The organism is Flavobacterium sp. SH_e (genome assembly GCF_025717045.1).
In the GTDB taxonomy this organism is placed as follows: Bacteria; Bacteroidota; Bacteroidia; order Flavobacteriales; family Flavobacteriaceae; genus Flavobacterium.
On the sequence record NZ_JAOVZN010000012.1, the window covers coordinates 15,195 to 35,781 of the forward strand.

General features: G+C 33.4%; 9 protein-coding genes. All 9 read right to left on the bottom strand.

The genetic code is table 11. From position 1 onward, the window contains the following. Positions 1–30: 30 nt before the first annotated feature. Complete coding sequence (locus OD917_RS22025) at positions 31–6,171, bottom strand: M4 family metallopeptidase (RefSeq protein ID WP_263525528.1); 6,141 nt, start codon at positions 6,169–6,171, stop codon at positions 31–33. 389 nt (positions 6,172–6,560) lie between these two features. After that, the gene (locus OD917_RS22030; RefSeq protein WP_263525529.1) at positions 6,561–8,186 is read right to left on the bottom strand and encodes a tetratricopeptide repeat protein; all 1,626 of its coding nucleotides are present in this window, start codon (positions 8,184–8,186) and stop codon (positions 6,561–6,563) included. Between the two features lie 462 nt (positions 8,187–8,648). Next, on the bottom strand, positions 8,649–9,287 hold the full coding sequence (locus OD917_RS22035; RefSeq protein WP_263525530.1) for a hypothetical protein: 639 nt from the start codon (positions 9,285–9,287) through the stop codon (positions 8,649–8,651). A 173-nt stretch (positions 9,288–9,460) separates the two neighbouring features. Beyond that, positions 9,461–11,059, bottom strand: a complete 1,599-nt coding sequence (locus tag OD917_RS22040; protein ID WP_111287786.1) for a RagB/SusD family nutrient uptake outer membrane protein — start codon at positions 11,057–11,059, stop codon at positions 9,461–9,463. 12 nt (positions 11,060–11,071) lie between these two features. Next, positions 11,072–14,059: a SusC/RagA family TonB-linked outer membrane protein gene (locus OD917_RS22045; RefSeq protein WP_263525531.1), complete on the bottom strand. Its 2,988-nt coding sequence runs from the start codon at positions 14,057–14,059 to the stop codon at positions 11,072–11,074. A 392-nt stretch (positions 14,060–14,451) separates the two neighbouring features. Further along, positions 14,452–16,032 (bottom strand): M61 family metallopeptidase, encoded by a 1,581-nt coding sequence (locus OD917_RS22050; RefSeq protein ID WP_263525532.1) that lies wholly within the window; start codon positions 16,030–16,032, stop codon positions 14,452–14,454. A gap of 6 nt (positions 16,033–16,038) precedes the next feature. Next, positions 16,039–17,451: an APC family permease gene (locus OD917_RS22055; RefSeq protein ID WP_263525533.1), complete on the bottom strand. Its 1,413-nt coding sequence runs from the start codon at positions 17,449–17,451 to the stop codon at positions 16,039–16,041. 55 nt (positions 17,452–17,506) lie between these two features. Then, entirely contained in the window at positions 17,507–18,757 is a 1,251-nt protein-coding gene (locus OD917_RS22060; protein WP_263525534.1) for an NAD(P)/FAD-dependent oxidoreductase, read from the bottom strand. Between the two features lie 19 nt (positions 18,758–18,776). Then, positions 18,777–20,567: a DUF885 domain-containing protein gene (locus OD917_RS22065; protein ID WP_263525535.1), complete on the bottom strand. Its 1,791-nt coding sequence runs from the start codon at positions 20,565–20,567 to the stop codon at positions 18,777–18,779. Positions 20,568–20,587 lie beyond the last annotated feature (20 nt).

Below are 20,587 nucleotides of genomic sequence, written 5' to 3' on the forward strand. Positions count from 1 at the left end.
ATGAGAACTGCCTTTTCTATCTGTAATTTGTTACTTTTTTATAATCTTAGCCGTGTACTTTTTACCTTGAACCGTACAGTCTAAAATGTAAACTCCTGTAGTCAGCTGGCTTACATTTACACTTGATGGAACAGCAGAATAAGTTTTACTCCAAACTGCATTGCCTTCCATAGAGTAAATTTTCATTTCAGCTTCGCCTTCAGCTTTTTCAGCCAAGAAGATATTTACATTGTCTGCCGCTGGATTTGGAAATACTCTGAAAGAATTTGTCAGTTTTCCAATAAGAAGACCTTTTGAGTCAATTGGAGCAGACATACTTGTACAGCCATGTGCATTGGTTGCTTGAAGACTATAACTTCCTTCCCAAATTGTTGCAACTGTTTTTTCGGTCGCATTCGGGATAATTCTTCCATTTAAATACCACTGATAACCTGCAGCATCAGCAGAAGCTGTAATTTTATTTCCTTCTAATGCTTGAATTTCTGGTACTTTATTTTCTAAAACATTAATAGTTGTTGTAAAAATTTTACCTAATCCGTGTTCGTTGTAAACTGTTACATAGTAATCTCCGCTTTCTGTTGTAGTGAAAGTTGGATTTGTTGAGCCGTCAAACCATTCGTAAGCGGCATAATTTCCTGGATTTAAAACTACTTCAGGTCCGCAAGCATCACCGCTTGGCAATTCAGAATTGAAAGTATCGAATGTCACCGTTACTTTTTCTGTTAATGTACATCCGTTTTCAAGAACTGCCGTAACGATATAATCACCTGGTTTAGTTACTTCAATATCGCTGGTTACTTCTCCAGTATTCCATTTGTATGAAACTGCGTCTAACTCTTTGATCAGCAAATTGTTTTTTGCGTTTATATAAACACTTTTTCCAGCATAACCATGAATTGATGCATTGTCAAATAATTTGAAATCACTTGAAACTCCTTGATAATTATAATTTTCAATAATATTGTTTTGGTCAATAATATCTCCTTCTAATTTGGCTGCGAAATTAAATATATGCGAATCTCCGCTTTCGTCTAATTTTGGCTGTTTTTTAAAGGTATATTCAATACTTTCACCAACAGGAATTCCAGCTTCTACAGTTTCTGAAATACTTTCTGATGTGTTCAGATAGTCTAGCTTCAACTGAATTGAATTTTCTTTGATGGCATTCTGGCCTTCATTAGTCAATTTCACTTTATATTCTTGACTTCCGCAAACGTCTTTTGGCGATAAAATCTCCATAGCTACGTCTGTAACGGCATCATTAAAGATTTTTAAATCATCTAAAACCATATAAGAATATCCAGCTGCTTTTGCATGTCTGAAACGGAACATTACCAGTTTTCCTCTGTATTTACTAATATTCAATGCAGCTCTCTTCCATTCTGTGTCTATGTAGCTGCCTTCTTTGTTTCTTCTCCAAAGTTCTGTCCACTCGCCTCCTGCTACTTTTATATCAACTAGGAAAATGTCATTAACATTACTCTGCATTGCATAATAGAATTCTACGGCAGAAGCGCTATCAGACAATTTGTACATTGGCGAAATTAATTCTCCATAATAAGATAAATTCTCTAACGAACTGTACAGCATTTTTGCAGAAGTATCTCCTGTATGATCTTTTTTAGGAACTGTTAAGTTCGCATTATCTGGAGTCGTTACAATTCTCCACGGATAATTATCGTCACTTATACTCGAAACAAATCCATTTGCTCCTAATAATGATCCAGCTGTTACATTAGAGAAACTTTCAAGGCTTAATTCAGGAGCTTTTGCCACAACTTGAAAAGTGCCATTTATTACTTTTGCCTGATCTTTTGGTTCGTCAGCTGTAAAAGCTTTAATTGCAATTTCATAGTTTCCTGCTGGCAATTCCGGCAAACCATCAATTGTATAGGTAATTGTCTGACCAACCAGTACTTCATCATTTCTTTCTAAAGAAACTGGAGCGCCAACAGCCGTACCGTTTTGAGAAATCTGATATTCAATTGTAACTTTATTTATCGGTTTGTAGGCAGAATTTCTTGCGCTTACCACAAACTCATGAGAAGCTGAATCTTCGTTTACATTTTCTGCAACACTTAGATTTGACAATCTTACATTCGATTTTGTTTCTTTAATTTCGATATTATCTACCGCAAAACCATTAGCAAAATATCCGTTATCATTTTGGACGAATGCAATCATAACACAAGATTTTCCTGCATATTCGGTCAAATCCACTCCATATTCCCACCAATTTCCATAATAAGGCATTTTAAACACTTCCTTCCAAGTTTCTCCTCCATCTGTACTTGCTTTTACATATCCGTCAGAAAGATGCTGAGCATCACCAAAACCGTCAAAAGTTAAATGCGCTGTTTTGTAATTTGTCAAATCAAATACTGGAGAAACCAACATATCGTTTGCTGCATCACAATTGCATTTATCATCGTTACTTGCCATAAATTTGGTATGATCTGCAATAAACCAACCTGGTGAACCTAAATCTGGACGTAAACCATGTTTCCAGCCTGCAGAACCTTTATTTTCAGCAGTTCTCCATCCTTTGTATTTAGAAGCATCTTCAAAATCCATTTTATAAGGAAGAACAGAGATTTTCATATCTTCATTATTCCAATTATCGTAAGTAAGCGTCACGGCGTTGTTTCCTTGTTTAAGATCTTTTGCCATATCTTCAGGAAATACAGAAACCGTAATAGTGTGCTCTCCAATATTTTTCAAACTGATATTTGGCACTGAATATGATATTGTGTCTTTAAACTTCGCAAAGTTTAAAGTTGTTTTTTCAGTTTTTGAAAATACCTCCGTTTTTGTAGCATCAAGAACTTTAGTCGTAATATTAACCACTTGGCTAGCAGTAGCAAAATTGTTTGTAATCTTAGCTTTTATGGCAACATTACTATTATTAATATCACATTTTCCTGCATCTAGTTTTGCAGATAAAACTTCTAAATCATAAGGAGCATCGCTTACCAAGATGTTGTCTATAAATCCCCCTAAAAATCCATCATAATAATCATCTGATTTTACACGAAAACGAATGGCTGCTTTTTTACCAGCAAGCTCATTTAAACGTATTTGATAAGGATCTTTTTTCAGATTATTGTTCACACCCGTAAACCATCCTCCATCAAATAAGTCATTTAAATGCTTGGTTTCTGGATAATTTACAGTTTCAACTTTTTTCCAGTTCTGGCCATTATCTTCAGAATATTCAACCACTAATCCGTCATAGCCAGTATGAAGCAAATAATACAAATCAAACTCAACATAAGGAGAAACTACATTGGTAAAGTCAAAAATTGGAGATTCTAGAACAAAATCAGAATTAAGTCCCATTCTTTCTGTTCCTTTAAAATCTACCATTCCCCACATATATTGCGATTTAACGGTTCTAAATGATGCAGGATAATTTTGGAATAAAAACTTTTGGTTTCCAGCTAATGCTTTTGTATTCCATCCTCCAGCTGTTCTTTCAAATCCTTCAGAATATGGAAACTGTGTAATAATACCGTTATATGCAGCATTTATAATACTGTTATTTGTGGTAATTGGGTCTTGTGCAAATGTTACAAATCCTTCGTAAGTATGCAGGCCAGCCGCAGATAAATCGAAAGTGTTATCAAAAGAAACTGTCATTTCTGAATTTCCTTTAAAATCTGCCGCAAGCGTAACATCTTTCCAAATGGTTGTACTTCCGGCAGCCGTATTAGCATATCCAACTTTAAGTACCGTTCCTGCCGGAATATCAGCACAACCTAAATTAAAAATCGTCATCGATGACTGATAGTTTGAAGGAAGCACACCTCCTGTATAATAAGGCATACTCAGCGAAGTTGCTTTAAGATCATAATCTTTTTGCGCTGCAGGAACAACAAGTGGCGAAATAAAGGTATAGCCTTCTTTTGCTCCAAATTCGGTTATAGGATTTAAATCTACTTTTACTTCTACATAATTTGTTGCTCCGTTACCTTGATATGGAATTTTACTTTTTAACGGTAAAACTACTTCTTCGCCTGGATTTAGATCTTTAGCAAAAGGAACTTTCCCATCATAAGTATAAAAAGTAATCATTCTTCCTAAAGCACTTGCCATTGCTCTTAATTTGAAATTCAAATTTTCGTCGGCTTTAATTACGGTGCTTCCTGTGTTTTTAATTTTTACATAAAAAGGTTCTTCTCCTTTTAAAGGACCACATGAAACCGAAGGATTCTCAACAGAAACTAGAAGAATTTGTCTTTCTCCATAGGCAGGTCCAACACCAATTGCATACCAAGCATTGGTTACTTGCTTGTATTCTTCAGAACCTAATCCGTACAAATCTTCTGTAGCCATCAAACTTGCCTGACGCATTGCCATGAAATTTGAAGAAGGCGATAAATATTCTGTAAGTGTCGTGTAGGCAATTTTCTCGGCTTTTTCCAAACCAATTGCTTTTACGCTATAACTGTTATTTAAGTCATTAACGCCTTCGCCACCTTCTACTAAAAGATAATACCAATAATTGGTAATTCCACTATTTTGGTGAACACCTCCATTATCAACACTTGTATTGGCAGGATTTGTCCAAAATTCTCCACCGTAAGTATCTGGCTGACCAGCCGCTTTTGGGTTGGCCATACTTCTTAAACTTCCGTGTTTGTACAATTCGTCTCCAAGCATCCAGATATCATTTTTAGAATCTTTTCCAGCATAAAGCTCAATCGAAATTCCAAAAATATCACTGAACGATTCGTTCATTGCTCCAGATTCTCCTAAATAAATTAAACCTGCAGAAAATTGTGTTACGGCATGCGTCATTTCGTGTCCCGTAATTCCTAAACTTACAAATGGCTGTTTGTCTCCATCACCAAACTGCGCCCATCCTCCTGTCCAAGATGCATTCTGAACATTGGTTCCTAAGTGCGCAAGACCAAAAATGGTCATTCCTTTATCATCGACACTATTACGGTTAAATTTTTCTTCGTAATAATTCAACGTCTTTTGCAATCCCCAATGAATATCGATTGCCGCTTCATCGTGATCTTTATTGTATAAATCATTCCAATTATTGTCTTCATCGATATACTCTGTCAAAACTTCATCAGATGCGTGTTCTGCATGATTCATATTTAAAGTATAAATCGGCACTTTATATTTTCCTAATAAAGTTTCCAATCTATAACCATCTGCATATTGTGTTGTGCCAAAAGTAACATCTCCTGCAAATCTGGCTTTTCCTTTACCAATGGCAGCTCTTCCGTCAGCAGAAGGCGAAGAAGACGAGCGAAGATCTCTGCTTAAATCGATTTTTAAGATTACTTTTCCTGTATTAGCATCTACATAAATCGTCTGACTTGATTGCGGATTTGTAGCGAAAATATCGTACTTCCAAGCCAAATGATATTCTGTCAATTCTGAAGAGAAATTTGGTCCAACATAAACCAATTCTCCTTCTGGTTTTGTGCTAATTTTTTTATGCACTAAAGAAGATAACTTTTTGCTCTGCCAAACATATTCTTTAGCATTTACCGTATTTAATGCATTTTGCAAAGCCGTCGAAGCATTTACTTTATAATTACTGCTGGCTGGCAGCTTTTTGCTCACCGCACCAAATGCATCAATCTTAGATTTATCTTCTCTAACCTTGAAAATAGCTCCTTCTACAGGAACAGAATTGTGCAGTTGCTGATACGTAGCCAAAGTTCGTCCGTGCTTATCTGAAACCGATTTTAACTGCATTCTATCTGAACCCGATAACTCGAAAGCGTCTTTTTTAACTTCAAATATATTTCTAGACGTCAATTTTGCGGACTTTGCAAAAGACTTCACTTTTGTAGTGTCTGAAATCTGCACATTTTTGGCTGTTGCAGCTCTTTGGCTTTTGTCAAAAAATTTCTGGCTAGCCTTTAATCGCTGATTTACCGCATCACTTTCTTCTTGCGAAAGTGTGGTTCCGTTTACACTCTTTTGAGTTAATAAAACAGTAGGATCATCATTCTGATTACTGTTTTGATCTGTTGTTTTTTGAAAAACCTGATCTTTTTTCTGATTGGCGCTTGGCGATTGTATGGCCGTCTGCGCATTGGCCGATTTGTTTTTTGGTAAAGGTGACTGAGCCATTCCGACGGAACAGACTAAGAAACCCAACAAAAGAAACAAATACCTAGGGTTTGAGTAGGTTTGGTTCATTTTTTAAAATTTTTAGATTAGTATTAAGGCATTTTTAGTTCATAGTTTGCGCTCTATTCGTTCGCACAAAAGCGCAAAAGCCTCGTCCAAAAATCAATTTGGCGATTGATTCTTAGATCCGGTTTTTGTTATTTTCTGTAGAATTTTTAAGAGTGCGCTCTTTTTTGTTTTTGTTTCCTCCAAAAGTTCATCTAAACTTTTATTCGGTTCATTTTTCTTTGTGTCCATCCAAACGTATTTTATAATCGTTTGGTAAATGTAGAATAGCAGTATCAGACTCAGAAAAAAAGGACTATTGCAAAAACACTCGCAGGCTAAAATGCATCACTAAAAAAACACTCATTTTAAAATAAAAACAACTATATCAAATAGTTACATTTGAAATTATTTTACAATGAATCGCCTTTAAAACTGTTCAGATAAGTGGAAAGATTTACTTTTTCGTTGGTCAAATCGAACTTTTTACGCAGTCTGGTGCGGGCATTTTCTATTGATTTAAACGATTGCCCAGTGATTTGAGAAATCTCTTTTGTAGTTAAATCTAAATATAGTAGCGCACAAAGACGGCGCTCTTTTGGAGTAAGTGTCGGATAATCTATGGTCAATTTATCGAAGAAAGATTTATGAACCTGCTCAAAACTAATTTCAAATTCTTTCCAGATATCAGTATTTAAATCTTTTTCTAGACGTTTTAAAACAATATCTATTGCTTGCTGTAATTCTTTATTTGGCGTTTTGAGTTTGATCTTTTTAAGATCTGTCAGAATTTCATTGATGTTGTCTGTACGATGAATTTCAGACATTGCTTTGCCAACCAAAACCATGTTCTTGGCTTCAAGACTTTGTTTGAGTTCCTGCTGTTTGGCTTTTAATTTCTCCTGCTCCAACTGATTTTTGATGTGCTTATTTCGATATCGAATTAATAAAATAATGAGCACTAATATTCCAACAACCAATATTAATCCGACAACATAATATTTAAATCTGGTTTTCTCTTCGACGAGTGTTCTTATCTGACTTCTAACTTTATAATCTTGTTCAAGCTTAATTCTTTCAAGGTTTACAGCTTTCTGTTCAATATTTATGCTGTCACTGATTTTATTGTATTCCTGAAAATAATAAACCGCATTCTTATAATCTGCTTTTTTTAAATAAGCTTCATAAAGCATTTTATTTAATCTCATATTCGAAAAACCAAAAGGCTTATCTTTATTAAATTCAAAAGCTTTTTTCGCATTTACAATGGCAGCATCACATTTATTTTCTTCCAAATTATATTGCGAAAGAGATTCATACACAAATGATTTTAATGAATTATCGATGTTTGAACTAACCAAAGAAAAAGCCTTTTCAAAATAAAGATCGGCATTCTTCTTATCTTTCTTTTTAGCATAAGTCCTTGCTAAATTGGTATAAATATATACTGTTAAAGTATTGTTTTTCAGCTTTTCGGTTATCAAATGTGCCTTTTGATAATAGTGCAAAGAAGAGTCCGCATTTTTGTCGAGATAGATTGTTCCAATATTATTTAGAATCTTAACCAGTTTTGTCGAATCATTTTTAGCTTTCTGATACTTATATACATGCGAGAAAAATTTAAGGGCTTTTTCCTGATTATTGCTTTTTGCATACAAAATGGCTAGATTGTTTTCTGCGCTGGCAATTTCTGCAGGATTGTTTTTTTCTTTATAAATATCATAAGCCTTCAAATAGTATTGCAACGCCACATCCAAAACATCTTTTGAGTCGTAAAGATTTCCAGCTGCTGTATATACAACAGCTAAAATTTCATTTGGTTTCTCTGTTTTTTTTGCTTCAGTTTCGGCCAGTTCTATATACTTAACAGCTCTTTCCCAATCTGTTTTGTTTAATTTTAATGCTATTTTACAGCACAAATCGGCCTTGCGAGCAGGATTATTGATCGTGTTTAGGCTATCTATCAGCTCTTTTGTTGAAGATTGCGGATAAATATAAAAACTAGCTGAAATAAATAATATGTAAATTAATCGGCTCATTATATATGAAAATCGTAAGAGTAAGTTCAAAATTAGATAAAATTAAAAGCAACATTTTATAAACAGTTTCAAATTTGATTATTTAGAATTAAAAAACTAAAACTGAGACCTTTTTAACAACAAAACAAGAGCTATTGATAATCAAATCTTATAAAATTAAAATCATTCTTTATCGTATATCATAAAAAAGAGCCTTTTAACAATTAAAGAATTATATCGTAAATTTAAACGTTTTTTAACCAGTCTGGAACTTTCAATATGAATAAAAACACATAAAAAATTCATAGCAGAATCGTGGCGCAATAAAGAAAAAAAATATTAAGAAATGCAGTATAAAAGTGGGATAAGATGTAAGTAGCAATCCTTCTTTCTATGCCAAATGAAGTTTCAAAAAGAAACTTTAAAAAACATAGCCTTTAAACGTTATATTTAAAGGCTATGTTTTTTAAAGTTTTAAATTAATCAACAGTTAGTATTATTGTCTATAATTACAGTTACTGCTCCTGAACTATATTCTGGTGTGCTTACTAAAACAACTGTACGATCACCAAACAAATCATAAGACAAACCTTGCGGACCTATTCCTGTTTTCGAAAAACTATATTTTTGAACATTTAGGTCATTCCACTTTTTAGTTGCTAAACTCGCTTGTTTTTCTATTTCTTCAGTATTCCATTGAAGATCACTTATCATGATTGTTTTTGCATTCTTCAAATAATTCAATCCTCTTGAATAATCTGAAGGAAGATCACTTGGTATCAAATAATCTATATCATTTGATTTGTAGCCTACTTTTGCTAATTTTTGACTAACAATATCTTCAATCTCTACAAATGGTTTATTAATAAGATTTTGAAAAAAACTAAGCTCTTTCTTATCACGTTTAATTTGATGAATGTCCGCATGGCACATTTGATCAATCAAAACCACACCTTTTGGATGTTCTATCAAATAACTTGATACAGGAAGCCAGACTTTACATTTAACTGGTTTTGCAATTCCAGTATAGGAAAATGTACGGAAGTTATTATTTTCATTGGAAGGAAGAAATCTTTCGACTCTTACTTGACCGTTGTGCAAATTGTGAACTTTAATTTCCATAATCAAATCGTATTTATTATTGGATAATTATTTAATTCTAAAGATAAAAAAACAGATCTTACAATGATTACAATTCAAAGAAAAAATCCTTTTCGAGTGATCTTAAAAAGATAGGAAGCAAAAATTAATTCACTCCCTATCGAAACTAAAAAACTCAATTATTATATAAAACTTTAATTATAACCTGGGTTTTGTGTCAAGTTACTATTCGTATCAATCTCAGACTGCGGAATTGGTAAAATGCTTCTGAAATCGCCGTTTGGCGTGTGAGTAAACCATGATTTTTTGGTAAAAACTCCAAATCGGATTAAGTCTTGTTTTCTGTGTGCTTCGCCAATAAACTCCCAGCCAAGTTCATCCAAGAAACCTCCGTATTGAATATCTGCTCCTCCTTCTAATTTTGTAATAACACCTGCTTCATAAGTTCCGTATTTATAAACACTTCCTCCACTTAGTTTGGCTCCCGAAACGGTTGCTTTACTTGGATTTGTATTTTTAAAATCCCTTTGTCTGATTTGAGAAACAATTACAGCAGCACCTTCAGCATCTCCCGTTCGTAACAAACATTCCGCCTTGATCATTAAGGCATCTGTATATCTGTAAAAAGGAACATCATTACTTGTTTGTCCTATATCTCCAGTACCTATTTCGTATTTAACTAATCTGTAACCTTCATTTGGTTCACAGCCGTTTACATTTGTCATGAAATTAATATACTCAAATTGCACTCCATCAACCATTATTGGCTCTCCTTTGCTTGTGTACTGCTTTCCTCCTAAATAACAATCTGTTAACCTTTGATCATCTGGATCATAAGTATCAATAAATTGTGGAATTACTCCAGTTCCGTTCCAAGGACCTCCACTCATTTCAAATGTTGCCTGACTCGGAGCTGCTAATGATTTAAATGGCCAATAACTTCCTCCTGTTTTAACTTGATCAAAAGGAATAGATAATATTTCTTCTGGAGAACCTTCATTTTTAATTTTAAAATTATCAGCGTAATTACTTGCTAAACTAAATTTTCCGCTATTAATAATATCATTTACTTCACTTAAAGCCTCATTCCATTTAGGAGTGCCAATGTATACTTCTGAATTTAGATATAATTTTGCCAAAGTCATCTTAACCGCCCATTTCGTAACCTTTCCGTAAGTATTTGTATTGTTTTCCTCACTTAAATATGGCAAGGCAGTTTTTAATTCAGTTTCAACAAAATCATATACTTCTTTTCCTGTATTTTGTACTGGCAGATATCCCGGAGGATTAATAAAAGAAGTCACAATAGGAACATTTCTAAAATTATCTAGCAATAAATAATAATAAATTGCTCTTAAGGCTTTTAATTCTTGGATTACTTTTTCTTTATTTTCAATTCCTTCAATCTGCTCAATTTGATAGATTGCCCTATTTACACTGTTTACACCTGTGTACATATAACTCCAGTTACCTTCTGCATGAGGAAGAGTAGATCCCCACGTATGAAGATGCATTGTGATGTAATAATCTCCCCATCCAATACCATTTCGCTGCGGAGTTACTAAACAGTCTGATGATTCTTCATACAAATCGTGCAAACCATCCCAATTCCAAAAAATTCCTCTGAATGAAGTATAAGCTGGCGCAATAATGCTCGTTAAATCTTCTTCAGTCAATACTGTTCCTTCAGCAGTTATTTTATCATAAACTGTTTCGTCCAAATTTGTACATCCGGTTCCTAAAAGAAGCAAGCCAGAAATAAGGATTTTATATACTATATTTTGATTTTTCATCTTTAATTTTTTTTAAAAAGTTACATTTAAACCTAAAGTAAAACCTCTTGTAGTTGGATATTTATCTCTATTATCTACTCCTTGCGACAAAACATTATCTCTTGGAATCTCAGGATCTAAACCTTTGTACTTTGTAATTACAGCCAAATTATTTGCTGAAGCATACACGCGCATTGCGCTAAGGAATTTATACGGTTTAACATCAAAATTATAAGTCAATGTTACATTATCAACTTTTACATAATCTCCTTGCTCTAGATAGTAACTAACATATGTTTGGTTGTAGTTTAAAACTGCTTTATCATATACTTTATCAAATGCAGAATTCAACATATTATAATTGATCGTCGGATTTTCATAAAACATACGTTGAGAATTCAAAATTTGATAATCGAAAGCTCCTGTCATAACAACACTTAAATCAAATTTTTTGTACGTAAACGTATTAGTCCAACCTGCATTATAATTTGGTATTCCGTTACCTAAATACTGTTTATTAGCATCATTATATAAATCTGGCGTCAGTGTTTTTCTAGTTCCATCTGAAGTTTCGATGATCCATTTTCCATCATCTGTAATATCAACCGATTTTAGTCCCCAGTAATTTCCAATAGATTGTCCAACTTCTAATCTATGTGTTGTAAATGAAATTGGATCTCCTGTATCTCCTGTGTTAATAAAGTTTCTATCAATGCTATACAAATCATTTGAAAGGCTTGTCAATTTATTTTTGTTGTGAGAGAAAGTCATAGAAGAATTCCACATAAAATTCTCGGTCTTAACTGGAACTATATTTAACAAAAGCTCAAAACCTTTGTTTTCCATTTTTCCAACATTTGCAGTAATGCTTGAATATAAATATGGAGGTGTTGGCACACTATAATCCCATAGCATATCACTTGTTTTTTTACTGTAAACATCAAAACTTCCACTGATTCTATTATTTAGGAAACCAAAATCAACCCCTATGTTTACCTCAGCTGTTTTCTCCCAACGTAAATCAGGATTCGGGTTACTTGCTGGCACTAAACCTTTTACCCATTTTCCATCATTAAAGAAATAGCCGTCGTAATTATATAAAGTTTGAGACAAATAAGATTCGCCAGGAATTACTCCTGTAACACCATAACCCGCTCTTAATTTTAAGTTATTTATAGCAGTAGCCTCGCTTAAGAAAGACTCTTTGTTGATGCTCCATCCTGCTGAAACAGCTGGAAAATTACCCCATTTATGATTTTCTCCAAACTTAGAAGAACCTTCTCTTCTGATACTGAACAATACATCATATTTGTTATCAAAATTGTAATTTGCTCTTCCGAAGAAACCAATTAATTTATCATCATTTTTATAACTTCCCATAGATGCTTTTCCGTCAGAAAGCGCATTCCCTGCTCCTAAATTATTATAAGAGAAAGCGTCAGTAGGGAAATCAAAATTATAAGCAGAAAAACCTTCATTCACAGTATATTGATAACTGTAACCACCAAGCAATGTAAATTCGTGTTTATCGATTTTCTTATTGTATTTAGAAGTAAGCTCCACATAATCTCTATCTGTTTGCCCAGTAGTTCTTGAAGCAACTCCATTTCTTCCGTTTATGGTATTCGAATAATGTTTTTTAGTTTCAGCATACCCATCTAACCCTGAATTTTTATTTTTAGCAAGCAAAGCGCTTACATCCCATCCTGGCAATAAATCTAGTGTTAAATTGGCTGTAAACCTCTGCCAAGTGCTTTGTCTGTCTTGTTTTGTTTCATTTAAGATTGCAACTGGATTATAATACTGAAATCTATTTGTTTCTGCATAAGTTCCATCATCGTTATAAACAGGAGCGGTAGGATTTCTAATCATAGCTTGTCTGTAAGCATAACCTGCTGTGTCAGGAGAAATTCCCATTTTTTGAGTCCCATTCAATAAATTCAAATTAATTTTTAATCTATCATTGAACATTCTATGATTCACATCAAATGAGAATCGATATTCTTTATTAAATGTTCCATTGAAAACTCCTGTTTGATTTACGTAATTTAAGTTTACAGTATAATTCGTTTTTGCAGTTCCTCCTTTAAGGTCTAAATTATGATTTTGAGCAAATCCGCTTCTTGAAATTTCATCTAACCAATCTGTCGTAGCACCTTCATCTGTAAAAGGAACTTTAACACCTTGTGACATCAAACTTCTTAGTCCATTCGCATCTAAAAAATCTGCTTTTTTAGCAAAATTAGACACAGTAGTAAAAGTAGAATACGTCATTGTGGGCTGCATCTCTTTATTGACGTTTTTTGTTGTAATTAAAATTACCCCATTAGCACCTCTTGTCCCATAAATTGCCGCTGCCGAAGCATCTTTCAATACATCAATAGAAGCAATTTCATTAGGAGAAACAGTATCGATTCCACCAGGCACACCATTAATTAAAACCAAAGGAGTAGTTGAGCCTTTTAAAGAAGATACTCCACGTAACGAAATATTTGGAGCGGCAGAAGGATCTCCAGAACCAGTGCTAATCGTCAAACCAGCAACTTTTCCTTTTATAAGATCTGAAGCATCTCTAATTGCTCCTCTCGTAAAATCTTTTTCTTTGATACTGGCAATAGCACTTGTAACTCTTGATTTTTTTTGCGTACCATATCCAACTACAACAACGTCTGATAATTGTTCGACACTTTCGAGCAACACTACATCTACTGTATTATTTGAAACCGTAACTTCCTGGGATACAAACCCTACATAAGAAACAACCAATTTAGAATTTGGTTTTTGAAGTGTCATCTGGAAATTACCATCAAAATCTGATAATACATGATTTTGAGATACATTCTTTTCTATAATTGATACACCCGCAATAGGCACTCCATGAATATCTTTTATAGAACCTTTAATCTTTGTTTGTGCAACGGAAGTTAAAACCGTCAAAAGAAAAAAAATGGCAAATCCCAGTTTTTTCTTCAACATTTTATTTCCAAAATTTTGCAATACTGAATGGTTAGTAAAATTCATAGCTTTTTGGTTTTTTGGTTTTTGTTTGGTTAAAAAAATACTTTTTTAATACACTGTAGGTTAATTGTGTATTTTAAACACTTGTAAAGTTAAATGATAACCAATCTTAGGAAAGCCAACAATTTATCCGAAAGCTGTATTATATTATCCTGTTATTATGTTTTTTCAATCAAAACAGAATAAAAAAAATATTATTAAAAAAAATTATGTTAATTCTACACAATAAAAATCACTTAATTTTAAAATACCTTAAAAAAACAGCAAAACAATACTTACAAAATGATCAAGTTGTAAGATTTTTTCAAAAAATCGAGATTTTGATAAAAATCGAAGCCCATCACAATTAATTTTCATTAATTTTTGATGGGCTTTTTAGCATTATCATATTAACTCTACTTCTCTAACCAGTGGCTCAATATATTTTTTTGATCATTTGAATTTGATTCCAGAATCTGAAAGGAAAATTTTCTAGTTTTAGAAACTACGTCAAAATTCTCTTTCAATATCAAACCTGCATATTGTAGGTAATTATTATAGTCAATTGCTTTTGTTGTATAAACGTACTCGAAGATATTTTTTAATGAGCAGCCAGCTATCTTTTCACAAGATTCTTGAAATTCAGCATCTGTAAATCCGCGCTGCAATTTTTTATAATACTGCCAATATAAAAGGCGCATTACATCATCTAAAGATTTTTGATTTTGGGTTGCTTTACGAATAGCAAAATCCAAAACAAGACCAACAGCTGGTCCTTTATCATAATAAGAAATAGATTTATCAGCATTTTCTCCTTGTTTTCCAAAAGGCCCATCATTCCAAGTTTCAAAACTTGCCTGAGTTAAAGATTGAAAATTTCGTCCTGGAGAATTTTCAAAAGCATTGATACTGTTTTCTAAATCATTAAATAAGGTTTGAGTATTTACAAGTCCCGCTCTCTTTACAATTAAATATTCATAATAAACAGATAAACCTTCACTTACCCATAATAGATTTGTTTTGCTTCCTTGATCATAATCAAAAGGTCCCAGTTCAAAAGGTCTGATTCTTTTAACATTGTAATGATGAAAATATTCATGCGCTAAAAAACTCATCATTCTGTTCATTGCCTCAGGTTTATCCAAATCTGAGCCATCAAAACTTACAGTTGTATTATTAAGATGTTCGATTCCACCTTGTCCTGGTCCAATTCCTATAAATGTATATTGTTTATAAGGAATATCACCAATTATCGCAACAGCCGATTCTACAACCTTTTTTAGATTGTCCATAAATTTTACTTTATCAAATTCACCCATTTTATATCCTATAAATCGGTGTTCGATTCCGTTGACTTTAAAAGAGGGCAATTCTTCTAAATCTCCGATTAATATTGGACAATCATATAAAGTATCAAAATCAGGAGCAGTAAATTCATTTGATTTTCCAGCAACAGTTTCTAAACCAGTTGCAATTTTAAAGTCTTTTTTAATTCCGTTTATTTTTACAAAAACTGGCATATTTAGATGTTCGTTAATGTAGACAAATAAACTATTTGGAATTATGTAAGCGTGTGATCCATCCAGATAACTATTAGCTACAAACTGCTTATCGGCTTTAACATCATAACTTAAAGTAAACGGTTTGTTTTTTACCGTCTTAATCTGCCAGCTATTTTCGTTTAGCTTTTTTACAGCTATATTTTTATTATCGAACTTTGCCGTAAAATTTTCGACCATTTTACTGTAATTCATCAATTGATAATAACCTGGCATCCAGTTTGGCATTTTAAAATCGATCGTTTCATCTTGCCAGCCACTACAATGTAATTCTACATGAAAATAATGATTTTCAGGATTTGGCATCGAAACTACATATTGCAAAACTGGCTGTTTAGTCTGTGAAATCGCAGATTGAGCAACTCCCAAGAAAACAGAAAATAAAAGTAAAAAAACAAACGATTTTCTTTCTTTATTGTATGATAAAAGAGACTTCATAATTTTTTATTTATTGCCTTTATTTACAAAATAGTAATAAATAGGAATTCCTAAAAGCACAATTGCCAATCCTGGAATCGAAGAATTGTATTTATAAATTAACAGCATAATACAAATAGTTAAAGCCGCAACGATATAAATAAAAGGAAGTATTGGATAACCAATCGCTTTGTATGGACGTTCTAAATCTGGTTTTGTTTTTCGAAGTCTAAAAATTCCTGCAATTGTTAAAATGTAAAATATTAAAACAACAAATATTACATAATCTAAGAGCTCATTATATTTTCCGCTTAGACAAAGTACTGATGCCCAAATACATTGAATCCATAGTGCTTTTTCTGGCACTCCGTTTTTATTTAAATGAGCCAGTTTTTTAAAAAACAATCCGTCTTTAGCCATCGTATGATAAACACGCGCGCCCGAAAGTATTAATCCGTTATTGCATCCAAAAGTAGAAATCATTAATAATATTGCGATAATGTATGTTCCTGAACTTCCAAAAATATGCTGAGATGCCACAACGCCTACACGATCGTTCTCTGCATTTGCAATTTCGTTTATCGAAAGAACAGATAAGTACATCAAATTTGTTGCAATGTAAATTAAGGTCACAATCAAAGTTCCTAAGAAAAGGCTTCTTCCAATATTTTTAGAAGGATTTTTTATTTCACCCGCAATAAACGTGACATTATTCCAAGAATCACTGCTAAATAAACTTCCGACAAGACTTGCCGCTAAAGCTCCCATTATAGCAAATCCCGAGTAAGGAACCAGCGTATTTCCTTCTATTTTATTTACAGCAAAACCTGTACTCCAATTTGCTTTCCAGATATCAGCTTTTGCTGCAAGAGTAAAACCAAAAATGATAAGTCCGAACAATGCAATTAACTTTACCATTGTAAAAATGGTTTGAATTATTTTTCCTTCTTTAACACCTCTCGTATTAACATAGGTAAGAAAAACAACTAAAATTATTGAGGTCAATTGCGCTGCAGATATTTGTAAAAAACTTAAATCTATGATAATATTTTTTTCGCTTAAGGAAGGAAAAACATAAGCAGCAAATTTACTGAAAGCAACACCAACCGCTGCGATAGAACCTGTTTGTATCACAGCAAAAAAACTCCAACCGTACAAAAAACCTGTAAGTGAATTGAAAGCTTCTTTTAAATAAACATATTGTCCGCCGGCCTTAGGAAACATACTGCTCAATTCTCCATAACTTACAGCTGCTGCTATTGTGAGAAAACCAGTAAATAACCAAATTAATATTAAGGCGCCTGCTGATCCTACATTACGTATTATATCTGCGCTAACAATGAAAATTCCCGATCCAATCATAGAACCAGCAACAATCATTGTGGCATCTAATAATCCTAATGATCTTTTGAAATTATTTTTTTCGGTTGTTGATTCCATATTTCCTTGTTTTTGTTTTTTGTTTTTGAATGAAAATCTGTTTTAGAAGCTGCATTTACCCAAACCTTTCTACTTCAAAAGCATCTATATCGATACTTGTAGTTTTTCTATTTACTATTTCTGAAACCAATTTTCCTGTTCCCGGACCAAGACTTAATCCCATCATGGAATGTCCGGTTGCAACAACAACATTATTGTATTTTTTTATTCTGCCAATATATGGAAGCCCATCAGCAGAACATGGTCTGTAACCGTACCAAATATCTTCATCAGATGGTTTTTGAATATTAAATTCTGGTAAGAAATCTTTAACTGCGTTTAGTACGCCATTAATACGATGATATTGCGGTTTTTCGCTTGTTGGCACAACTTCCATTGTACCTCCAAATCTAATTTTGTTTCCATCCATTGGCGCAATTGCAACTCTGCCTTCTGCCAGAATCATCGGGTGATTTACTTTATAAGCCGAATCTTCTAATGTTATCGAATAACCTCTTCCAGGCATTAAAGAGACTTTAGCATTCACTAAAGCAGCAATTTCTTTAGTCCATGCTCCTGTCGCAATTACAATTTCATCTGCATCATAAGATTGTTTATTGGTAATTACTTTTGTCACAGCATTATTCTGCTTCTCAAAAGCAACAACAGTTTCTCCTGATTGAAACTGAACACCATTTGCTAATAAATGTTCTTTTAAAACCTTCATTAATTTATTCGGATAAATATGCGCGTCGCAATTAAACTGAACAGCTCCAATTGCATTTATTTTTGTCTGAGGTTCTAAAGCCTGTAACGCTTCATAATCCAACAAATTAACATCCAAACCTAATTCTCTGGCTTTCCAAACAGTATGTTCAGCGTGTTTAGCAACAGCTTCTGTTTGAAAAACCTCTAACATCCCTTTATGTTCGTAAGCAAATTCGAATCCTGGAATTTTTTTCCATTCCAAAAATTCATTCTGACTCAATAATGATATATCTCTCAGCGGAATAGCGGCTTTAGCAACATTTGTTTCTGTGGCGCTTTTTACAAAATTAATTCCCCAATCTAGCAATGCTTTATTAAATGAAGGCTTAACGTAAAAAGGGCTTTTAGAATTAAACATCCATTTGAATCCCTGCCAAACAATTCCTGGTGCTGCCAATGGTATAAAATGACTCGGACAAACGTATCCTAAATTCCCATAGGAACAATTGTTTTCAAAATTGTCTTTATCAATAACCGTTACCTTACAGCCACTTTGCTGTAAATAAAATGCCGAACTAAGTCCTATAATTCCTCCGCCTATTACTACTACCTGTTTCATAAATGTGCTTATATCTAAATTAAAGTTTGTAAAATTTCCAACTGGTTTTAAAATCTCTCTGCAAAGGCTGATTGGTTAATAAGGCTCTTAATAATTCAATCGGCATTGCATTTTCTCTCAAAATAGCATCATGATATTGCTGATAAGTCATTTTTCCGCTTGTTACTAATTCCTCTTTTAAGGCAGTAAACTGCAATCCGCCCAGCATATATGCAATTTGATATAACGGACTATAACCACCAACAAATGATCTTCGTACTTCACCCTCTGCGTTTGCACGTTCGTGTCCTACTCGATCAACTAGAAAATCAATACATTGTTGCGGACTCCATTTTCCTAAATGATAATTTAAAGAAAAAATAATTCGAGCGCATCGATGCATTCTCCAAAACAACATTCCGATTTTATCTTGAGGCGTCTTAGGAAATTTCAAATCCCATAACAGCATTTCCCAGTATAATGAGTTTCCTTCAACCCAAAATGGAGTATCAAAATGACGATACGCTTTGTATCGATCTCGCATAAATTGCTGTAAATGATGACCTGCAATTAATTCATGATGAATGGTCGCTCTTGAAAAATTGGGATTATTTCCGCGCATACTCATCATCTTCTCACTATAAGACATCGAACTAGTTGGATAAGAGATTATAAGGGATTCCCCACCGAGAAAAAACGGATTTATTTTTTGTGCTTCGGGCGACATCATATACATTCGCCAGCTTTCTTCAGCAATTGGCGGTATAGTCAAAAGATTGTTCTGTTTTAAAAAATCTACCGACTGATTGTATAAGTCCAGCATTGCCTGTGGTTGGTCTCCAGGAGCAACAAAAGAATTTTTAACTTTCTCCTGCGCCGCTTTCCAATTGTCTCCAAAACCCATTTCGCGTGAAGCTTTTAATAATTCTGCATCGCACCAAGCAAATTCTTTATTGGCAATAGCAACCAATTCTTCTGGCGAATAAGGTATAAATTCTGTTTGCAACTGGCGAATTAACTCTTCTCTTCCTATTGGATTTCCAACAATACCGCTTCCATCGTCTTTTTGCGTACTAGTGTCTTTTCTTTTTGATTTTAACAGAATTGCATATTCTGTCAAAGCTGCATCAACTTCAGTATAAGTTTTAGGAACCCACCAAGAAAACAACGGGTCATAACCGTTATAAAAGTCAAAATAATTCTTCAAAATTTCCTGTAAACCTTTAGTATTTAAAACAGCAAATTCTGAAGAAGCTTTATCTAAACCTTCTATTTTTTCGACTTTTTTGATTTGCTCTTTGATTGCAATTCGTAAGTCTTCTAACTCTTTTGCTACTGTTTCTCCATTAACTTTTAAACCTCTTCGGCGTGGTTTTTCTAAGGCATAAATTTTTTCATCAAAAGAAAAATAGGTTTTTATCTTATCGTATAATTTTTGCTGCTGTTGTAATTCATATTTCTCGCTGCTTAAATTTCTGCTAAACAAAATATAATCTACTTTGCCATTAATGTTCATGGCGTCGAAATTTAATCCTTCAAGTACCTTTTTATAATCTAAAATTAATTGCAAACGTCGGGTTCTTCTTTCAGGAGTATTGTAGTTGCCTTCACTATATTGTACTCCAAAAGTATCTGCATTGCTATTTGTTGCATAAAAACGCATAATACTTCCTTTATCAGCCTCATAATGGACCATTGTATTGTTTACTTCGCTGGTTTGCAAATACAAATCTGAACTGAAATTCTGCCCAAAAGAGGAAGCCGATCTTAAAACAATTAAAATGAATATTAAGAAAAAATAACTGGTTCTATTTTTTTTGGTTTTAATCATTGTGGTATTTTGGTATAGTT